General features: G+C 47.0%; 17 protein-coding genes and 1 pseudogene. All 18 read right to left on the bottom strand.

Translation table 11 applies throughout. The annotated features are described in order from the left end of the window. Nucleotides 1–7: 7 nt before the first annotated feature. The 18 genes and pseudogenes from A8C75_RS04425 to A8C75_RS04380 all read right to left on the bottom strand — a co-directional run bounded on the left by A8C75_RS04425 (nt 8) and on the right by A8C75_RS04380 (nt 19,972). Complete coding sequence (locus A8C75_RS04425; protein WP_067378679.1) at nt 8–1,909, bottom strand: SEC-C metal-binding domain-containing protein; 1,902 nt, start codon at nt 1,907–1,909, stop codon at nt 8–10. Nucleotides 1,910–1,986: 77 nt separating this feature from the next. After that, the gene (locus tag A8C75_RS23550; protein ID WP_157890221.1) at nt 1,987–2,151 is read right to left on the bottom strand and encodes a hypothetical protein; all 165 of its coding nucleotides are present in this window, start codon (nt 2,149–2,151) and stop codon (nt 1,987–1,989) included. A gap of 150 nt (nt 2,152–2,301) precedes the next feature. Then, a complete protein-coding gene (locus A8C75_RS04420; RefSeq protein ID WP_067378676.1) occupies nt 2,302–3,477 on the bottom strand; it encodes a DegT/DnrJ/EryC1/StrS family aminotransferase in 1,176 nt (391 codons plus the stop codon). A gap of 25 nt (nt 3,478–3,502) precedes the next feature. Further along, nucleotides 3,503–4,129, bottom strand: coding sequence for an acetyltransferase (locus tag A8C75_RS04415; RefSeq protein ID WP_067378673.1), 627 nt, complete (start codon nt 4,127–4,129; stop codon nt 3,503–3,505). Next, a complete protein-coding gene (locus tag A8C75_RS04410; protein ID WP_067378671.1) occupies nt 4,126–4,722 on the bottom strand; it encodes a sugar transferase in 597 nt (198 codons plus the stop codon). The genes A8C75_RS04415 and A8C75_RS04410 overlap by 4 nt, the downstream gene beginning before the upstream one ends. After that, the gene (locus A8C75_RS04405) at nt 4,722–5,846 is read right to left on the bottom strand and encodes a glycosyltransferase family 4 protein (RefSeq protein ID WP_067378667.1); all 1,125 of its coding nucleotides are present in this window, start codon (nt 5,844–5,846) and stop codon (nt 4,722–4,724) included. Before A8C75_RS04405 ends, A8C75_RS04410 begins: the two co-directional genes overlap by 1 nt. A 113-nt stretch (nt 5,847–5,959) precedes the next feature. Beyond that, a complete protein-coding gene (locus A8C75_RS04400) occupies nt 5,960–6,988 on the bottom strand; it encodes an NAD-dependent epimerase/dehydratase family protein (protein WP_067386983.1) in 1,029 nt (342 codons plus the stop codon). Between the two features lie 281 nt (nt 6,989–7,269). Then, the gene (locus A8C75_RS22935; RefSeq protein ID WP_084783758.1) at nt 7,270–8,328 is read right to left on the bottom strand and encodes a glycosyltransferase family 4 protein; all 1,059 of its coding nucleotides are present in this window, start codon (nt 8,326–8,328) and stop codon (nt 7,270–7,272) included. Continuing rightward, nucleotides 8,325–9,254: a glycosyltransferase family 2 protein gene (locus tag A8C75_RS22930; RefSeq protein ID WP_084783755.1), complete on the bottom strand. Its 930-nt coding sequence runs from the start codon at nt 9,252–9,254 to the stop codon at nt 8,325–8,327. The genes A8C75_RS22935 and A8C75_RS22930 overlap by 4 nt, the downstream gene beginning before the upstream one ends. A gap of 90 nt (nt 9,255–9,344) precedes the next feature. Beyond that, nucleotides 9,345–10,601, bottom strand: coding sequence for a glycosyltransferase (locus A8C75_RS22925; protein ID WP_157890220.1), 1,257 nt, complete (start codon nt 10,599–10,601; stop codon nt 9,345–9,347). Nucleotides 10,602–10,740: 139 nt separating this feature from the next. After that, nucleotides 10,741–11,320 (bottom strand): annotated as a pseudogene (locus tag A8C75_RS24230) (IS5/IS1182 family transposase); the annotation flags it as partial. 439 nt (nt 11,321–11,759) lie between these two features. Next, nucleotides 11,760–13,217, bottom strand: a complete 1,458-nt coding sequence (locus tag A8C75_RS04395; RefSeq protein WP_157890219.1) for an MOP flippase family protein — start codon at nt 13,215–13,217, stop codon at nt 11,760–11,762. Then, nucleotides 13,214–13,903 (bottom strand): methyltransferase domain-containing protein, encoded by a 690-nt coding sequence (locus A8C75_RS22920; RefSeq protein ID WP_227819834.1) that lies wholly within the window; start codon nt 13,901–13,903, stop codon nt 13,214–13,216. The genes A8C75_RS04395 and A8C75_RS22920 overlap by 4 nt, the downstream gene beginning before the upstream one ends. Before the next feature lie 6 nt (nt 13,904–13,909). After that, nucleotides 13,910–15,070, bottom strand: coding sequence for a TDP-N-acetylfucosamine:lipid II N-acetylfucosaminyltransferase family protein (locus tag A8C75_RS22915; protein WP_084783748.1), 1,161 nt, complete (start codon nt 15,068–15,070; stop codon nt 13,910–13,912). 11 nt (nt 15,071–15,081) lie between these two features. Continuing rightward, a complete protein-coding gene (locus A8C75_RS22910; protein WP_084783745.1) occupies nt 15,082–15,642 on the bottom strand; it encodes an acyltransferase in 561 nt (186 codons plus the stop codon). Then, a complete protein-coding gene (locus A8C75_RS04390; protein ID WP_067378661.1) occupies nt 15,643–16,752 on the bottom strand; it encodes a DegT/DnrJ/EryC1/StrS family aminotransferase in 1,110 nt (369 codons plus the stop codon). A 252-nt stretch (nt 16,753–17,004) separates the two neighbouring features. After that, a complete protein-coding gene (locus A8C75_RS04385; protein ID WP_067378658.1) occupies nt 17,005–18,438 on the bottom strand; it encodes an MBL fold metallo-hydrolase RNA specificity domain-containing protein in 1,434 nt (477 codons plus the stop codon). Nucleotides 18,439–18,562: 124 nt separating this feature from the next. Beyond that, nucleotides 18,563–19,972: a mannose-1-phosphate guanylyltransferase/mannose-6-phosphate isomerase gene (locus A8C75_RS04380; RefSeq protein WP_067378655.1), complete on the bottom strand. Its 1,410-nt coding sequence runs from the start codon at nt 19,970–19,972 to the stop codon at nt 18,563–18,565. Nucleotides 19,973–20,005 lie beyond the last annotated feature (33 nt).

Here is a 20,005-nt window from a genome sequence, read left to right as displayed (position 1 = left end):
CGGTGTATCAGGGCAGGCTTCTGGAAAGCTTTTTCAGCCAATCCAGCGCGCCCTCGGTCGTTTCCCAGGTGGCCCGCATGGCATCGCGGTACAGCCAGGCCTGATCTTCGCCTCCCAGGGTTATGCCGTATTCGTCCAGCTCGGGCTGGCGAATGCGCTTGAGGCAGAGATAACGCGCAACATAGGGCAAATCCGCGTGGGCTTCACGCACCGCCGCCTCTGCGCCGGCCAGATCACCGGTGCGAAACAGCGCCAGTACCTTGCCATAGCGCGTTTGCGGCGCCATATCCTCTTCATAGCGCTGCGCCAGGGCAAGCGCGTCCTGATCGCGCCCGGCCATCAGGTAGGCATCCATCAGCTCCCAACGCAAACCATGATTGTCTTCAGCATTAAGCCGGACTATCCACTCACTCAGCTCAACGGCCTGGGCATCGCGGCCGGTCTCATTCAGCAGGGACACCAGCCGCGCCAGCGCCCGCAACGCCGGCCTGTTCTCCTGCATAGCCCAGGGCAGATGCGTATCTTCAGCCACAGCAGCGGCAAGAATCGCGTGACTGCGGCGCAGTACCCGCTCCAGCAACTGCTGTGCCGCAGAATCGCCCCAGAACTGTTCATCCAGCAACAGCGCCGCCAGATCATCCAGTATCGCGAGATCATCCCAGGCCGCCGGATAGCGGCTAAGAACACCCATCCAGCGATCGAACAGTTCCGACTCCCAGGGATCAAGTTCATCAAACCCATGGGGGGCTGTACCTGAGGGTGTATCAAGCGGGCACACCTTGGCCCAGCGTGAACGCACGGACTTCAGCGAGGAGAGCTCAATCAGCATGGCGGCAGAGTCCGGCTGAGCCCCTGGCTCCTCAAGCGGCATCACCTCGAGCTGATAGGCCGGCACCGCTCTGCTCTGTTGCTGCTCGATCCAGCGGTACAGCTCCAGCAGCTCTTCGGCCCCGGAGAGCTGCAGCATCATGCCCACCGGATCTTTCATAAAGCCATTGAGCAGCTCGACCTGGGGGTCATCCTTGTACAGGCCTGCGCGCAGCAGCTGGCGGCGCCAGAACTCGGCCCGTGGCGGTATTTCACTCAGACGCCCACCCGCCATCAGCAGCTGCACCTCCAATACACCCAGGCTATCGCTGTGGGGGGTATCGCGCTGGGCCTTCTGAAACGCCTGCCAGGCAGCCTTGTCGTCACCTTCATCCATCAGAATACAGGCCAGACGCTGCCAGGCACCGCCGCGCAATACCGACTTGGGCGCCTGCTCTACCAGCGTATCCAGCAGCCCCCGCTTCTTGCGGTGGAACCCCAGGGCATCGTAGCAGTTGCACAGCAGATTCAGCGCGTAGTCGTGCAGGTTGCCGGACTTGCTGGCATGCTCGAGCGCCACCATGGGCTCCAGCAGCGCCGCCGACTTGCGATACAGCTGCCGATCAAACAGCTCAATGGCGGCCTCGAGCAAACCTTCCAGCGGTACCTGCCGGCTGGCAACCGCCTTTTCCAGCAGACCAAACTCCTGCAGTGCCGGAATGGCAAACACCCACACCTGCTCACTTTCGAGCGTCAGCGAGAAACTGCCCGTCAGGCGCTGACAGCATTGCTTGAACTTGGCGCCGGAGCCACAGGCACAGGGATCATTGGGTTTAAGCTTGGGCAAGGGACGCGGTTTGAAGTGATTGCCAGGCAAGGGCATGAACTGCCAGATCTCCCGCGCCAGATGCCCCGTCAGGGCCGCAACCGTACCGGGTGCCAGGCCCTCATCGAACATGCTGGGCGCGCAGTAATTGTCAAAATTTTGCCGCAGCCACTGGCTGAATAACTCGAAATCTTCGACACGGAAAATCTCGCGCGCAGCATCCTGCAGCAGGGACTCAAGTTGTAGCGGCTCATCATCGGGTTCGAACGGATGCACAGTCAACCTTCAGTAATATCAGGAATAATGGAAGCGGACGCCAGCATAGCGACTGTAGCCATAGGGCGCAAAGGCAATCAGCGCCGCGCCCTTTGCCCAGAGGCAGCGACCTGCTCGGCGGCACCGGCGCTGAAGTACAAAGCCAGCACAATCAGGGGCCCATAGGCCAGCAACATCGCCAGCAGCGGCCCCACCCACCCGATCACACAGAGGGATGCCAGTGGCAGCAGCCAGCACATCAAATGCAAAAAACTCAGCCCACATCTGGATGTGCGAAAACGCCACTATCGCGCTAAGCATAGGGAATCCAAATTCAGATCTACTGCCTCATTTAACTATCCTATGGATATTGCTCTTATTTTCACTCGAAGGGCGCAAAATACCTGTGAGCGTTATCGGGCCGCCAGGTTCATGACTTCCTCAAGCACGGCACAGGTCTTGTCGATTTCATCCGGCCTCAACGTCGGATGCACAAGAAACATCAAACAGGTTTCACCAATTTCCTTGGCGATGGGCAACGGCTTCGCAGGCCGCCACCCTGTGTCATCAAAGGCCTGCTCGCGATAAACCTCCGAGCATGAGCCCGTGTAGCAAGGAACACCTCGAGCGACTATTTCAGCCAGTATTCGGTCCCGGCTCCACCCCGGCTGCAAGTCAGAGGGCTCGACGAACACATAGCATTTATACCAGGCATGGCAAATATGCGCTGGTACGGCAGGCACTCGCAATCCGGGCAACTGACGGGCGATATCGAGGATGCGGTGTGCATTGCGCTGGCGAACCTCCTGCCACCCCTGAAGCTTCTTCAGCTGTAGCCGGCCAATCGTCGCCTGCATTTCCGTCATTCTCGCATTAGTGCCAAAACTCTCGTGCAGCCACCGAAACCCTGGCGGATGATCCTGACTGAATACAGCCTTTCTGTTTTTCCCATGATCCTTAGACGACCAGAGACGCTCCCGGAGCGCCGGATCGTTGGTTGTGATCATCCCACCCTCCCCGCCCGTCGTGACGATCTTATCCTGGCAAAAAGACCAAGCGCCGACATGCCCAAGCGTGCCGACACTTTTTCCCTTGTAGAAAGCCCCATGTGCCTGGGCGCAGTCTTCAATCACCTTAAGATTTTTTGAGCTGGCAAGCTGCAGAATCGAATCCATATCACAGGGCCAGCCGGCAAGGTGCACACAGAACAAAGCTCTGGTTTTGGCCGTCAGAACTGGCGTTATAGTGTCTACGGTAATGTTTTGAGAATCACGGTCTACATCAGCAAAAACAGGCACAGCCCCGACCGAAACAATTGCCGAAACGGAAGCAATGAACGTACGGCTCGTCACGATGACTTCGTCACCGGCACCGATATCCAGCGCCTGCAACGCGAGCTCCAGTGCAACAGTGCCATTCGAAACCGCCACAGCAAACTGGCAGCCTACAAGGTTCGCAAACTCTTCCTCGAAAGCCTGCCCCTCGTTACCCGTCCAGTAATTGACCCTGTTGGACAGAAGCACTCGCTTGACCGCCTCAGCCTCTTCGTCGGTGAAACTTGGCCAGGGTGAAAACGGGGTATTGAGCAATTGCTGTCTCCTTTAAAGCTTTGAATCAGGCCGATCCGACAATCCGGGCCGGAACACCTAGCGCAGTACAACGATCAGGTAAGTTCTGGACAACTGCAGCGCCTGCGCCTACAACCACCCCGTCTCCAATACTTACAAGTTGCTTCACAGAGGCCCCAATACCGATCCAACTTGCTCGACCTACTTTAACTCCTCCCGCCAAGTGCACCCCCGGACTCAAGTGCACGCCATCACCCAACTCACAATCGTGATCGACCGTAGCTCCTGTGTTGATAATGCACCCCTTGCCCACATGGGCATCAACATTGATCACAGCGCCGGCCATGACCACAGAGCCGGCTCCGATCGATGCATAGCGGCTAACGGACGCCTGCGGATGTATTAGTGAGACCAACGCCCCCCCGCTTTCGGCAAGAAGACGTTGTTTATCCAGGCGTACAAGATTGTCTCCAATCGCTACGATTACCCCGTCATAGGCCGCGACCGCAGCAGTCAACGCCCTAGTATCCCCCTCTACTCGCCATTGGCCCGCCTTCTCCAGCCCGGGCCAGGCATCGTCGAAGAAGACCGTTTCCCCCCAACCAACCAGCTCGGCCATATCGGCCAGGACCTTACCGTGCCCGCTGGCGCCAAGTATTGCCAACCGTTTCACGAATCACTTCCTCTGAACTTCTCGCAGGTCGCCTGGCCTTGCGCATTGATTCCTTCTCGCGAAATGACCTTCTTGACGGTGAGCAACAGGATCTTGAGATCCAGCCATAATGTTCGGTGGTCCACATACCAGACGTCGAGCTTGAATTTTTCTTCCCAGGACAGGTTGTTGCGCCCATTCACCTGGGCCCAGCCGGTAATGCCTGGCCGTACTTCGTGGCGACGCCGCTGCTCTTGGCTATAGAGCGGCAGGTATTCCATCAACAGCGGACGCGGCCCGACAAGGCTCATATCGCCTTTCAGCACGTTCCAGAGTTCTGGTAGTTCATCGAGGCTAGTCGAGCGTAACCAGAGCCCAAAAGAATCGAGTCGTTCGTCGTCTGATAGTAACCTGTTATTCGCATCTCTCGCACCGCACATCGTGCGAAACTTTAGTAGCAGAATAGGTTTACCGTGTAGGCCTGGACGAGGTTGTCGAAATAGTATCGGGGGGCCAAGCTTAAGGCGAATTAGAATAGAGATCAAAGCAATAACAGGGGAAAACAGACATAAAATGCAAAGTGCAAATATAATGTCGACAAGACGCTTAAACATCAGACCCCCATTTCTTTTAACATTACTTCATTGATGAGCTTAACATCATACTTTCCTACCGCAATCTGTCTTGAACAGTTACCCATTTCTGCCATCAATTCCGGATCGTCAATGAATCGTTGCATTGCACATGCAAGCTTATCTACTGACTTAACAGGTACCAGGAAGCCATTTTTTCCCTCAACAACTGTTTCGCGACAACCTGGCGCATCTGTTGTGATGATGGCGCGTCCCATAGCCATAGCCTCCAATACCGTGCGTGGAGTACCCTCCCGATAAGATGGCAATACATAGACATTACAACAGGCGATGACGGACCTGACATCCTCCAATCGACCCAAGTACTCTATGACCCCCTCAGAAATCCATGCATCTAACTCTTGCTGAGTAATCGCATCCGGATTTTCATCTATCCAACCCACCAAGCTGAAAACTACTTCAGGATATCTTTCACGGACCCATCGCGCGGCTGAGACATACTCGCGCACTCCTTTACTACCAAGAAGTCGAGCAATTAAAAGAAAACGGGGAATAGTCGGCAAGGGAACAACTTCAAAGCGGGTCAAATCTACCCCTGAACCGTTAACTACTATCGACGGTGTCATAGGCTTAATTATCCCAAGAGAACGAAACAGCGCCTGATCATCTGGATTCTGAAAGAAAACCTTCTGCGTACCTTTTAGTGCCAGGGTATACAACTGTTCCACCAAAAATCGTAGACTAGAACGACGAGCATCATTTATTTTCTGATCTTGAAAGGCGTACCCCAGCCCCGTGATCAATGCAAACCGATGAGGTACTTTTGACAACAAAGCAGCAAGAGAGCCATAGATAACCGGTTTGATCGTATAACTAAGAACAAAATCCGGTCGGATATTATTCATCAAGCGCCATAGGCGCCACAAACTGTTTAAATCACTCCATGGACTCATATCAGTCCGACGTAATGGTATCTCATGAACGCGCAGCCCTTTCAATTCCAACTGTTTACGTAGTGGACTACCGAAATAAAGGTCAGGAGCAGCAACATGCACAACCATACCTCGAGCAATCAATGCCTCAATCAACGCACCTCTGAATCCAAGAATCGACTCAGGAAAACTTGAAATAACTAGAAATATCATCCCCACAAAAACAACTCAAACAACATAGATAACCGCCCGCGACAAATGATATTTAACATAGCTATCACAATTTTTCTGAAGGAATAACTTCAGCACTTTTCAAGACTATAGTTTCACCTTTCCTTAAGATACTCCATATACCAAGGCATAGCCTGCGCCAACCCCACATGAATATCAAATTCTGGCGAATAGCCTAGCAGACGCTTCGCCTTGCTTATATCCGCGTGGGAATGGCGAACATCCCCCTTACGGAATTCGCAATAAGCAGGCGATTTTGTGTAAAAAACCTCATGACCGGCCAGATTACAACGAATGAGCTCAAATAATTCATTAAGACTTGTCCGAGCCCCAAATGCAATATTGCAAATCTGGTTTTGTGCAGAAGATGTAGACATAGCTGCCAATATTCCCGCCTGTATGACATTGTCTATAAAACAAAAGTCGCGACTCGTTCCACCATCCCCATAAATATAGATATCTTCACCTTCTATCATCGCAGCCGTCCACTTCGGGATAACGGCCGCATAGGCACCATTAGGATTCTGACGCTTTCCAAAAACATTAAAATAACGCAAACCTATACTGTTAAAACCATAGGTACTCGCGAATACCGCCGCATATAACTCATTTACATACTTTGTTAATGCATATGGAGAAAGGGGGTTTCCAATTTCACCTTCTACTCTGGGAAGTACTTTTGAATCCCCATAAGTAGAACTGGATGCGGCATAGGTAAAATTTTTGACATTCGAGTCCCTCGCAGCCACCAACATATTAAGAAAGCCGTCGATATTAGTAGCATTAGTGCTTATTGGGTCATCGATTGAGCGCGGGACTGAGCCCAAGGCCGCATATTGCAATACATGATTTATTCCTTCGCAAGCCATGCGACAGTCGTCAAGATCTCGAAGATCCCCTTCTATGAACTGAAAGCGTGCCCACTGTTCAAGGCTTACATCGTCGCAAACCTCATCAAGATTTCTCTGAAATCCGGTAGAAAAATTATCGATACCTATGACATGTTGATTAAGCTTCAGAAGTGCTTCCAGCATATTAGAGCCAATAAAACCAGCCACTCCCGTAACAAGCCATTTTCTTGGCTTCTGTCTCAACTCTGCTTTTATTTTTTGGTAATGAGTCATCTGCGTTTCCTTTCGACACAGTCCAATAAATTTGAAAAGCATATCGCTCGTTTCCATATGTAGAAGCCGAGCTAAAAAATAAAATTTAAATATTCCTGAGCCGCTTTAAACATACTACGTGACTATTTATAGAATTTATTATCGATTTCATCGTTTGTCGACCCTAAAGCTTTTAGACTTCATGCTTTAAAACCAAAAGCTTCACTTATTTAAAATAAAATTACAATTTCTTATAAACACCAGACCGATGTTTTCCAGGACCTAGAATTTATATATCTTAACTAATAAGACACATCTTGTAAAAGTGCTAGTAATCTCGGCGCTTGTATTTGAAGCGAGTACAACCGTTCTACCTTATCGCGTCCATTTTCCCCTAAACTTACACGTTTACTTTTATCTTTTAGCAAAGTTAAGAGAGCTTCTCGCCATTGTGCCAAATCTTCAGGTAGATAACCGTTAACATCCGGCTCTACGATGTTTTTATTTACACCAACTGGCGATGAAACTACCGGCACGCCACATGCCATATATTGAATTAATTTGTAACCACATTTTCCGCGTTCCCAAGGCGAATCATGTAATGGCATGATACCGACATCAAATCGCTGAATCAACTCAACTTCCGTTGCTTCTGACCATGGCCAAGCTTCTATTGGCATATCCTTTAACTGTTCCGGCCTAGCCCCAACCGCAACAAAACGTACATCAAAATCATTTCTAAGAGACAAAAATACATCTTTCAAGGGGAACAAGTAGTGGCATGTTTTAGGGGTTCCAATCCAGCCGATAATCAGCTTATGTTGGGTTCGTTGCTCCCGTACCTGATAACGTTCCAAATCAACAACAGACGGTAATATTTCAACTCGACTCGCCCCAGCGGCTCTGGCCCTTTGTGCCAGATATTCATTGCCGGCAATGACCAAACTGGCGTGCTTCATTACGGAATCAATCTTGCGAGTAAAAAGTGCGCGAATCGGCCATCTTGGATGCTTATCATACCTGTGAAAAAGCGCATCGTCATAGTCAACTATATATTTCACTCCTGTTTTTTTCAGAAGGAATTCAAACCACGATGGCATAAAAGGGAATAGCTCTTTTTCGATAATAACCAAGTCATATTTGATACCCGAAATTACGCTGAACAAACGTTTAACGTACCCTCGACACACTTCCGGCCAACTCTGTTTTCCCTTGTACAGAGCATCAAGGTATCGGTTTGAAAGCAAAGGCGATACGGTTAGTTCGATACCTCTCTGTCGCAGATAGGGAAGATACTGCAAAAATCTCACCCGGCTACTAGCCCCATGCGTACCATAGCGTGAAAGCAAAAGAATTTTCATTGGCCTGATCGATCTCTATTTTTCAACATACCTGGCAAGGCAGAAAATAACATCTGGTATCCAGAAAACGTATTCTTTATCCCCTTCCAATCTCTTCCCAAGAAACAATATAATGTTCTAGTGAACGGTTCAACCAGACAAGTAAGTAATAGAAGGGTCCAAGATTCCCAAGTTGAAAAATGCTTAAAACCATAGAGCAAACGACTTCTCAAAGAATAAAATAATCGTTTATCCTTTACCTGATCGGATGTGCCTCCACCCGCATGAAAAGCCTGAGCACCCGCCAAATATACACTCTTCCAACCAGCCTGATGTGCTCGGCAGGAAAAATCCAAATCTTCCAAGTAAACAAAAAAACGTTCATCAAAGCCGCCTAATTGTTCAAAAAGACTACGACGTACTAGATAAAATGCACCAATAACATGGTCAACTTCTCGAGTATCATCGTGTGACCATTCAGACATAAAGTAACTGGTTTTTGGCAGAAATCGGTTAAGTCCAATAGTATTAGAAAAGAAGTGCATAAGAGTTGGGAACCGTGTGCATGAACGAGCTACGTGTGCCTGATCATCTATCAACTGGACACCACAAACACCGATTTCAAAATTCTCTGCCAACTGCATATAGGCAAGTGACTTAAATATAGTATTTTCAAAGACCCTGGCATCGGGATTTAAAAAAAGCAAAAACTCACTTCTAGCCTTCTGCGCCCCCAAATTGCATGCTCTACCAAAACCTAGATTAGCGCCTGCACGAATCAGAGTTACTAAAGGAATTCCCTCAAGACAGGATTCGGACCCATCAACAGAACCGTTGTCGACAACGATAATCTGACTCACTAAACCTGCACCATACTTAACAACGGAATTGACACACTCATGAAGTTGGTCTCCAGAATTCCAGTTGACTATTACTACTTGGATCATCTAAAGGCCACCATAAATTTAAATCAAATAACCGATATTTATACAAAAAATTTAAAAAAACAACTTGTTAAAATAATCTTTTATTAAAAATCAAATGAAATCAACACATCTCAAAAATATACGGGAAGTATATTCTTCGCTATATTCTACCGGCGAGATACCACTTAAAAATCCAGAAGATGCAGTTATAAAATCGCGCACAACTTTATCGGATGATTCAGCATCCCCAAGAATATCAAAAAGAAAAGACTGAGGTAATTTTTTACAGATATTCCAAGTTGCACTTCCCACATAGGTTACAACTAGTATCGGCTTTTTCTCTGGTATATATTCAAATAATTTACTGGGTATTGCAGCATAAGACGCACATAACAATAAAAATCCATCAACGCTATTAAGCATTGATATAATTTCCGCTCTTACAATCGGTCCTTCCAACGTTAATAGCCAGTTATTTTCCTCGAATTCAATGCGATAAGGGTTAATTCGTTCAATCTCATCTGTGGAAAGATCACCTATAAATCGAACCATCGCGCTTCCAGTTAGTTTTTGAGCTGCATTCAGTAATGGGGAAAGTAATATTTCCGGAGACTGTGTACTTCGCGAACCTATAAATCGGCCTGTATGAACAAAAACCAGCTGATTTGAATCTGTCCTGCGTACTGAAGGATTCATCTTCGATAATGTATGCGGATACGAATTCGTCAACACATTTATTTTTGAAGACATATGAGGAAATCTTTTACAAAGTAATAGTTTCCAAGTATCAGAAGTTACAAAGACTGCAGCCGCATCGGATAAAATTTTCCGCTCATGGCGGGATTCTAGCCAACGGCGAACACTCGGCTTACTAAGAAAGGGCTTCAGAGGCTCATCTAACCAACCATCTCGCATATCAATAACTAATGGTATTCTTGTCTTTTTAGACAGTAAAAAAGCACAAATATGAGCCGACTCAGGAGGGCTTGAAGATAGAATAAAAGAGGCACCTTCCATTACCTCCAATACACCAGAATTTCTGGCAGCAATCCTAGCCCAAACCACCCCAGGATCCGGATTAAAAAACAAGTACGCCAATGATCTTCTAACTTTACTCGGTTTCCGCGGTGATTGTACAATCACTTCGTTCGAGTTAACGTCTCGATATAAGCCTAAAGGGTCTCTTACACTAACTTCCACTCCCCAGTTTTTCTTTTCAGTTCTGTTTTTTCTAGCAGCCTTAACTACTACTACACTATAATTAGCAGCATTCAACCAACGTATAAAACGATCAATTCTGTTGTTTCCAACATTCCCTGGCTGTCCCCAAAAAGGGGCAATTATTACAGCGACTTTTCCTTTAATCATACATAACTCAAAAACAAAAAATACATAATCACCCCTAAAACATGGCGCTTCAAGCAATAGAGTCCATTCGTTCCGGATCACTTTTGAGTGCTGTCAGCACGCGTACTAGCATATATCGCGACAACGGGCGACATTTTATCGGTGTGAAATAAAGCCACCACAGAAACTTGCGCAGTATCTGACCACAGGCGCTCGGCAGTACGTTAAGCACATCGCCTAGAACACTTTTCAGGAAGCACTGTTTCATCTTGCCATCTGATTTCAAGTGCCTGATGATCGGTTCGAAACTGTTGCATCGTCGCACCCAGCGCTTCTCCGATTCCGGCACACAGTGCTTCTGCCCCGCGATAATTATCCGAGTGTCATCACTCGATAGCCACTGTCAAAAAAGCAGGTATCGGGCTGCGGCCCGGTAATGTTTCTACTTGCAGCAATTGGTCTGCCACGTGTGCGCGTCATACGTATTGCTGAGTAGCCGCGGGTTCCGATGATGAAGGAATCCTTGGCGGTGACTGCAATGCCGGCTTTAACGCTGAACTTGTAGCGCTTGTACAGTTTCGCATGCCCGTATCGGCCATCGTCGGCATCAGTTCGTTGAAAAACGTTTTGTAGGGCTGCCGCAGCGTGAGCGTCAAATCATGCACAACACTGTTCAGTAGCTAACGTGCTTTGTGGTAAAGCTTAGCTTCCATCGGAAAGTTGATGTTCTTCTCTGCTACCAAAGCTCTGCATCGATCCGATCCCAGCCAATAATCTGTCTCAGGAGTTCCAGCGCATGTGCCAGATTGACGATGTCTTCCAAGATCGGTTTGAACAGCTTATTCTGAGGTTCTCGAGTTTCCTTTCTCTGTTTCATATTTCAACAATTTCGAAACCTTTCGGGCCATCAAGCGTGAAAATGAAGGTGTTTAACAGTTAAAATAACATTATTATCAACCACAAGCCAATAGGTTGAGAGCTTTTCAGGGAAGACCATGTAGTCGCGTACTTTTAAAACTTACGGTTCGCCTCTACATTTTTTCAGCATCGGAGTAAATAAAACTTTCACCCTCTCTTGCCAACCCATTGCGCTACAATACTTCAACAGTTCTTTGCAGATGCCAAAGTCGATATTAAAATAACAAGACTAGATTATATAAACTCATCCATTTAAAATCACTATTTCAGTATAACTATACCCTGTATAGGCTTGAGCAGCCGCGCCACTTCTATTATCCAATCACGGTTTAAAAAATAACTAAGCGTCATATACAAAGATGCTGAAAAAACGATACCTAACGCTAGTTTTAAAAAAGAGCTCTCAATATGGTTTAAAAAATAATAGACAAACGAAGTACTTAAAAAAGCGATAAAAAACGGCCGCAGCGTCATTATCGAATAATCCAATAATCGAGCATGACACAAAGGCCTAATCAAGATATACCAGCCGGGAATAAACAATGCCGCAGCTAAGCCCAGCAATGCCCACGCCAAACCTAAGGATCCAAAGTGGGAACCTCCCCACAAAGTAGGTGGCACAACTACGAGCAAGCCAAGGTTCCACCGGAGCGACAGATCGGCACGCCCCATGCCCAGTAACAAACTGCCTGCAGGATTACCGACAGAACGAAAAAAACCCCATATCGCTAGCAATCGTAACAGGCCAGCAGCGGCTATCCATTTGTCACCCATTAATACCTGAACTACTTCGGGCGAAAAAAAAGCAATACCCAGATACAGCGGTGCATTTGTTGAGGCGGTCATATTCAAAGTTTGAAGATAGACTTTCCGGACCTTTGGCAGATCAGACTGAATTTCAGCGATAAGCGGAAAGCCAACTCGAGTTACTATTGGATTTACAGTGTTCTGAATTTGAAAAATCAGTTGACGTGGCACGCTATAAAAGCCCAACGCCGCAGCTGCAAGCATTCGGCCACCTAATATAAGGTCCACGTTTCTGTTTATTTCGTTAACCATATTACTGATGACCAAGGCACTACCAAACCCCAAGTAGCTTTGAACATCCGCCACTCTAAAGTGCCACATCGGTCTCCAGCCATGTGCCAGAAAAATCCACGACAACAGCATCCCGCTAGACGCCGCAACGATAGCGCCCCAAATAAGCGAATAAACACCAAATCCAGATTTAGCAACTGTTACCGCCACAGCAAACCCAAGAACTGCGGCACCTACCTCAATAAATATCACCGGCCCAAATTCCAAAGCCTTTTCCGATGTCATCCGTATTTGTTGGCCCAGGGCACTCAGCACAAAGGTCATAGCTGCCAACATTATTAGTGGAACCAGGCGATCATCATCGAAAAAGCCAGCTATAGCTGGACTCAAAATCATAACAAAAGCAGTCACCAACACGCTAAGGCCAACATTTAGCCAAAAGAGGCTGGAACGTTGCTCAGTTGTCACATCCTGTCGCTGTACATAAGCAGCGTTAACCCCCATATCCGAAAAAATGTATGCAAAACCCAATACAAGGCTCACAATAGACATAAGCCCAAAATCTTGCGGTGATAACAAACGCGCCAGCACCCCAATCTGAGCCAACTGTAACAACGCTCGAGCGACCGATGCCATTGCAGTCCAGCGTACAGCCGAGTAAGCTCTACGCTTAAGACTCAAGCTCTTTTCGCCGTGACAAAGTAACCACATGATTCCAAAGCCCAGTTACGGTCCAGCCTGTCTAATATAGGTGCCATTTTCTGTCCTAAATACCAGCATGGTAATAGACATGCCTTAATAATCCAACGTAGCGGCTCTGGACCACGGATTAAGCGACAGGTAAAATAGTTCCATTTAAGTATTGTGGTAGTGAAATAGCCGGCTTGCGCCTCAACAACAACATCGCTAAAGCCAGCCTTTTCAAATAAATATTTTAGTCCATATGGCGTATAGCGGAAAAAATCATAAGGAGCCTCATGTATCCACCACTGCCAGGGAACCTGCAGAATAATATTTCCGCCAGGTTTCAATATTCGAAAGGCTTCGTTAAGCATAATTTGTGGTTCACAGAGGTGTTCCATTACAGATAATGAAACCACGGTATCTGCAACTTCTGAATCTATCGGTAGAGGTTGGTTAAGATTGGCGACAACATCAGACATTGTATCGTGTAAACTATCGGTCCAATCTACCGCGATGTATTGTTGAACGTGCCCCAAGAAAAAATCTTTATAAGGTGCTTCGCCTGCGCCAAGATCGTATAAGACTCCGTTATACAAACGCGTATGCATTTCCAAAAAACGATCATTTATATTGTAACCAAGCCAATTGTGATAGCCGCGATTAATGTGATTCTTGCTGACCAATGAGAACTACTCGTTAACAGTTTTTATAAATTTAACTACGTTTTCTTCAATGATATCCGCGCCCCAAAATTGTTCTATCACCTGTCTATTTTTATTCTTCTGACCTTCATCAAGCTTACAATCAATATCTTCATCGACTTTACCAATATCATTTACATCAAAAACATATGCACCGCGATCTCTTAAAAAAAATCCGACATTACTATTATTACTTAAATAAAGTTTTCCACCGTTATAAAGAACAAAACCAATATTACCCAAAGCCTGTTGACGATAATGATTCATTATCGCAACCGAACACGTTCCAATTAATTTATTATACTCAAAAAGAGACATAAATTTGACTATAGGATAAAAATTCGAACCAAGTAACTCTCTTCCTTTATTCAAAACAGCATTACGGTAAGCCGTATCACCATAACACAGCGGCACAATTATTTTACGGTCCGCCAAATCACATTTAGCCAATGTACGAAATACTTCCATATGGTTGTTAGTAGGCGTCGCGGAATTACCGACCAAAATATTCAACCTTTCTTTACTGCTAGAATTAAGAGTGAATGTTTCATTTACGCCTCCATAATTCAGTTGTACATATGAGGCGGAAAAATCATCTCCCAAACAACTTTTCAGAATATAAAAATCATTAGGGATTGGTGAGGAAAAAAAATCTACCCGCCTAATTGCTGGCATCAGATTAAAACGTTGCAAATAAATTCGACGCAACGGTCTTAGAATCATTTTGATAATAGACCAGGGATTCCCCCTTGTCTCTTTTATTTTCATTATCCGTACAGCTTTTTTTGTTTCAGGACCTAAAAGAGAGCTCTCACCACCTGGTAATAAATGATAATAATCGGCACCCCACCCACTCCAGACAATTTTTATATTATCAGGCGCAGCTTTAATCATCTTCGTACTTTCAAATGTGAGGAAGTGCACTACTAAAACATCACAATTTGAGAGATCATCTAACATGATTTTAGAGTTAAAATAAGAATAATCTACTTTTCTAAATGGATTGACTTTAAAAACATGAACCAAACTATCAACTGAATAAACACCATAAACAATATAGCGATGATTGTGTTCTATACCAGAATATTTCATCGTATCAGCAAAAAAATCAATAAATTTTTCATCCTGAACCAGATGGATAAATCTCATATTTAAATTGATTAACCTTGAGTAAATATTTTTTCCAACGCAAGTAGGTCGCGTTTTCTATTTTTAATCCATTTCACCGGTACACCAGTATAAATTCCGAACGCTTTGCAACTCTTAGCCACCAAGCTTAACGCGCCTACGGCAACACCTTCCTCAAGAGTAACTCCAGGAAGAATCACGCTACCTGATCCAACAATGACATGCCTACCCACAGTAACGGCCGCATGAGTAACGTTGGTAAATTGCTCGGGAACCATTGGGTTGGTCATACTTGCGCCACTATAGTCGTCATTGCTACTGTATATTGAAACCTTTGATGAAATATTACTAAAATCAAGAAGTGTAATTTTCTCTCTACCTATAAGAGAGCTAAATACGGCAATGTGTACATAACTACCAATTTCAATTCCGCCCATTCCTGCAGATAGCACACAAAAATCATCAATACGAACACTATCTCCTATAAATATATTTTCACAGTTATAATAAGAGGCTTTGTCAGAAAGATAAGAATTTGATCCCACGTACGAAAAGCCCATCTCCGAAATTTTTTCTTGGGTAAGGTATCCCATTCAAGAGTTCCTTAGAACATTGATAATATTCGCCATGTCTTTTTTATCGAGCAATGGATAAATCGGCAAACAAATAACTTTATTCGAGACTGAATTAGCCACGGACAAATTACTAATTCGAGCAGACTCCATGCCCCGATACATAGGAAATTCACTGATCAATGGATAAAAATATCGACGAGAATAAATATTATGATCCTTCAATTTATTATAAAGCTCATCTCGACTCAAGGGAAACTCATCTTCCACAAGAATGGGAAAATACGAGTAATTGGCCGTCACCTGATCACTCCCATCATAAAAGGTAATTCCCTTTACATCCTTTAACGACTCCCGATAAATCCTATCGATTTCGCAGCGTTTCGCTAATGCCTCGTCAATGTACTTGAGTTGAAGAAGTCCAAAAGCCGCATTAATCTCACTCATTTTTCCATTGATACCCGGAGCAACGACCGTAACTTCATCCACAAATCCAAAATTTTTAAGGTGATCAATGTGGAGTTTCGTTTTCGCATCTGGGCATATAATGGCTCCGCCTTCAAATGTATTAAACACCTTCGTCGCATGGAAGCTCAGTATACTTAGGTCGCCGTGACGCAATATGCTGCCGCCACTGTCCTTAACTCCAAAAGCATGAGCAGCATCATAGATTACATTTAGATTGTAAGCATCAGCTATCTTCTGGATAGCAACCACATCACAGGGGCGACCGTAGCAATGTACAGGCATAATCGCGGTCGTCTCTGGAGTGATTGCTGCTTCGATTTTTGATGGATCCAGGTTGAAACTATGTGGATCAATATCGACGAAAACCGGTTTGATTCCATTCCACAGTAAGGAATGTGCCGTAGCTACAAAAGAATATGGTGTTGTGATTACCTCACCGGTTACCCTTAGTGCCTGCAAAGCAGTAAGTAGTGCTATCGTCCCATTATTGAAAAGTGCGATATGCTCTACACCTAAATATTCAGATAGCGCCTGTTCAAGCTGTTCATGCATTGGTCCAGCATTCGTGAGCCTTTTGCTATCCCAAATACTTTCAAGATACGGAATAAACTCATCCAGAGGTGGCAAGCTGGGTTGCGTTACATAAACTGGCCTATCGCTCATTCTGATTCATCCGTAAGATATAATGAAATTTAGGCAATTAATACATTTGAACATAGGAAATAAAAACTCAATCAATGAACGAGAGTAAATAACGCGTCGCGCCGTTCAAATCCGTACTATTCGCATCCTAATTCGACAACAGTCGTTTTTAACATTCAGTTTTCGGACACTCACTCCTGTTGGCTTCACTGCGATACACGCCGTGACTTGCCGAAGGTCGGCGAGTCGCGGCGGCTATCCTCCGCACATCACCTACTCAATCAACACCTCAAGCCCGCGCTCGTCATACAGTCCCCTGATCTTTTCAGCCAGCACCTGTTTCGCCTGCGCCTCACCGTGGATCAGTCGTATTCGGCTGGGCCACTGCTGCATTCGGGTGACGAAGTTCAGCAAGTCCTGCTGGTCGGCGTGGGCGGAGTAGCCGCCGATGGTTTCAATGCCGGCGCGGATGTCGATGCGTTCGCCATCCAGCTCGACATAACCGCCGCTGGGGCCATGGGTCTGAATGGCATTCCCTGCGGTGCCACGAGCCTGGTAGCCAACGAAGAGTACATTATGGCGCGCATCGTTCAGCATGGCCTTGAGGTAGTTGACGATGCGCCCGCTGCTGCACATGCCGCTGCCGGCGATAACAATGGCAGGGCGTGCGGTATCGGCCAGATGGTGCACGGTTTTCAGATGCTCATGGTGGCTGTCGATGGTCAGCAGTTGCTCGAATCCCAGCGGCTTGCGCCCGGACTGCAGGCGCTTGTGGGCTTCTACATCCCAGTAGGGCTGCAGGGATCGATAAACACGGGTAAAGCGACTGGCCAGCGGCGAATCCAGAATAACGGGGAGCTCTGGCCAGTCAGGCTGCGGTTCGATGCGTTTCAACGCGGCCTGAACGCTCTTGCTGCGATGGATGATATCTTCCAGTTCGTACAGCAATTCCTGGGTGCGGCCAATGCTGAAGGCCGGAATCAGTACGGTGCCCTTGTCCTGCAGCGCCCGCGTAATGGCGCTTTCGAGCCTTGCGCGGCGGCTGCGCCTATCCTGATGCACGCGGTTGCCGTAGGTGCTTTCCATCACCAGGGTATCCGCTCGCCGCGGTGACTGGGGCGGCGGTAACAGCGGTGCATGGGGCGCCCCCAAGTCCCCGGAGAAGACCACAAGGTGTTTTTCTGCACTATGGCGGTTGTGCAGGTCGCATTCGACATAGGCCGAGCCGAGAATATGGCCGGCGCGCTGCAAGCGAATCCGGCACAGCATCCAAGGCTCGTCTATAAGCGTAAACCAGGTTTTATAGGGTAACGGTACCAGCCGTTTGCTCACCTGGCTGATAAAGCGCTCGACCTGCTGCTGATCACGGCTGATGCCCAGCTTGAAGGCATCCTCCAGCACAATCGGCAGCAGTTTGGCCGAAGGTTCACTGCACAGGATGGGCCCCTTGAACCCCGCCGCCATCAGGTACGGAATACGCCCGACATGATCGATATGCACATGAGTTGCCACCAGTGCCCGAATTCCCTTGAGCGAAAATTCCACCGCCAGCCGATCTGCACCGTTGCGACCGTCACCCGAGGTTTCAGCCCCCTGAAACAGGCCACAGTCGATCAGCAGGCTCTGATGCTCATCGATGTGCAACTGATGGCAGGAGCCGGTGACACCGTCTCTGGCGCCGTGGTGAATGATTTCAGGGTAGTCCATGGCGTTAATCCTTTAACCTGCGGGTTACGCTCGACTCGGTATAGATCACTTATCCACGGCCCTCGAGGCTCGCGCTACCACCTCAGGACTGAGCGTAATTCAAAAGAACGACCACTCTTTTAACTTATCGTCCGTAAACATCATCCAGTCTTATAATGTCATCTTCCCCCAGGTACGAGCCTGTCTGAACTTCAATCAGATCCAGTGGTATTTTCCCTGGGTTTTCGAGCCGATGTACTTCCCCTATCGGAATATAGGTAGACTGGTTTTCGCTAACTAAATAAGTTTTATCACCTCTGGTGACCCGAGCCGTGCCATTGACGACGACCCAGTGCTCGGCCCTGTGGTGATGCTTTTGCAGTGAAAGCTGCTCGCCGGGTTTCACACGGATATGTTTTACCTGAAAGCGTTCACCATGGTCAATGGACTGATAATTTCCCCAAGGGCGATAAACTCTGACTTGGTCAGCCGCTTCGGTTCTTCCTGCGCTTTTAAGCTGTTCAACAATCTCCTTAACATCCTGAACATGATCTTTAGAGGCGACCAACACAGCATCTGGGGTCTCCACAAGCACCAGGTTATCAATACCTACCGCACCAATCAGTCGTCCTGAGCTGCTAATGTAAGAGTTCGTAACATTGGATAGAAAGACATCGCCTTTAAGCACATTACCAGTTTCATCTTTTATACCAAGATCCCAAATAGCAGACCAGGAACCAACATCACTCCAGCCGGAATTCAGCGGAACCATCACAGCCTGACTTGTTTTCTCCATCACTGCGTAATCAATAGATATATTAGGAGATCTTTCAAATTCTTCATTGTTTAAGCGGATAAAATCGAGATCTGTACGCTCGCCCTGCAAAGCGGTTTCACAGGCAGCGACTACGTCCGGCTGAAAGATAGTCAACTCTTCGATATAACGAGAAGCACGGAATAAAAACATACCACTATTCCAGTAGTATTCACCGGAATCTATATAGGACTGCGCAGTAACTAAATCCGGCTTTTCAGCGAATGACTCAACAGATAAAACGCCATCACCCGTGTCTGGCCCAGTGCGGATATAGCCATAACCGGTCTCGGCATAAGTAGGCATTACACCAAAGGTAACCAAACTCCCTTCTTTTGCAGAAGCAGCCGCCTTTTCAATCGATTGGTGAAATGCATCTCTGTCTTGAATCACATGATCCGCAGCTAACACAAGAAGCAATGGATCCTGCCCTCTGCGTAGCAAATGCAAGGCCGCCAAGGCCACGGCGGGAGCCGTATTCCGTGCAACAGGCTCGAGTAAAATACCGCTATGAGCGCATTCAATCTGACGCAGCTGTTCTGCCACCAGAAAGCGATGAGATTCATTACAGATAAACAAAGGTGGCTCAATGCTCTCAATACCCTCCAAACGCTGCACGGTATCCTGAATCATCGATGTACCATTAACCAAAGACAAAAACTGCTTTGGACAATTACTCCTGGATGCGGGCCAAAGACGGGACCCCGAACCTCCAGACATGATGACAGGTAATAGTTTCATTGTTTTTTTTATCAACTAAACCTCCTGCTAGCT

This window comes from Marinobacterium aestuarii (assembly GCF_001651805.1).
GTDB classification, from domain to species: Bacteria; Pseudomonadota; Gammaproteobacteria; order Pseudomonadales; family Balneatricaceae; genus Marinobacterium_A; species Marinobacterium_A aestuarii.
This window is presented reverse-complemented; position numbering and strand designations above follow the sequence as displayed.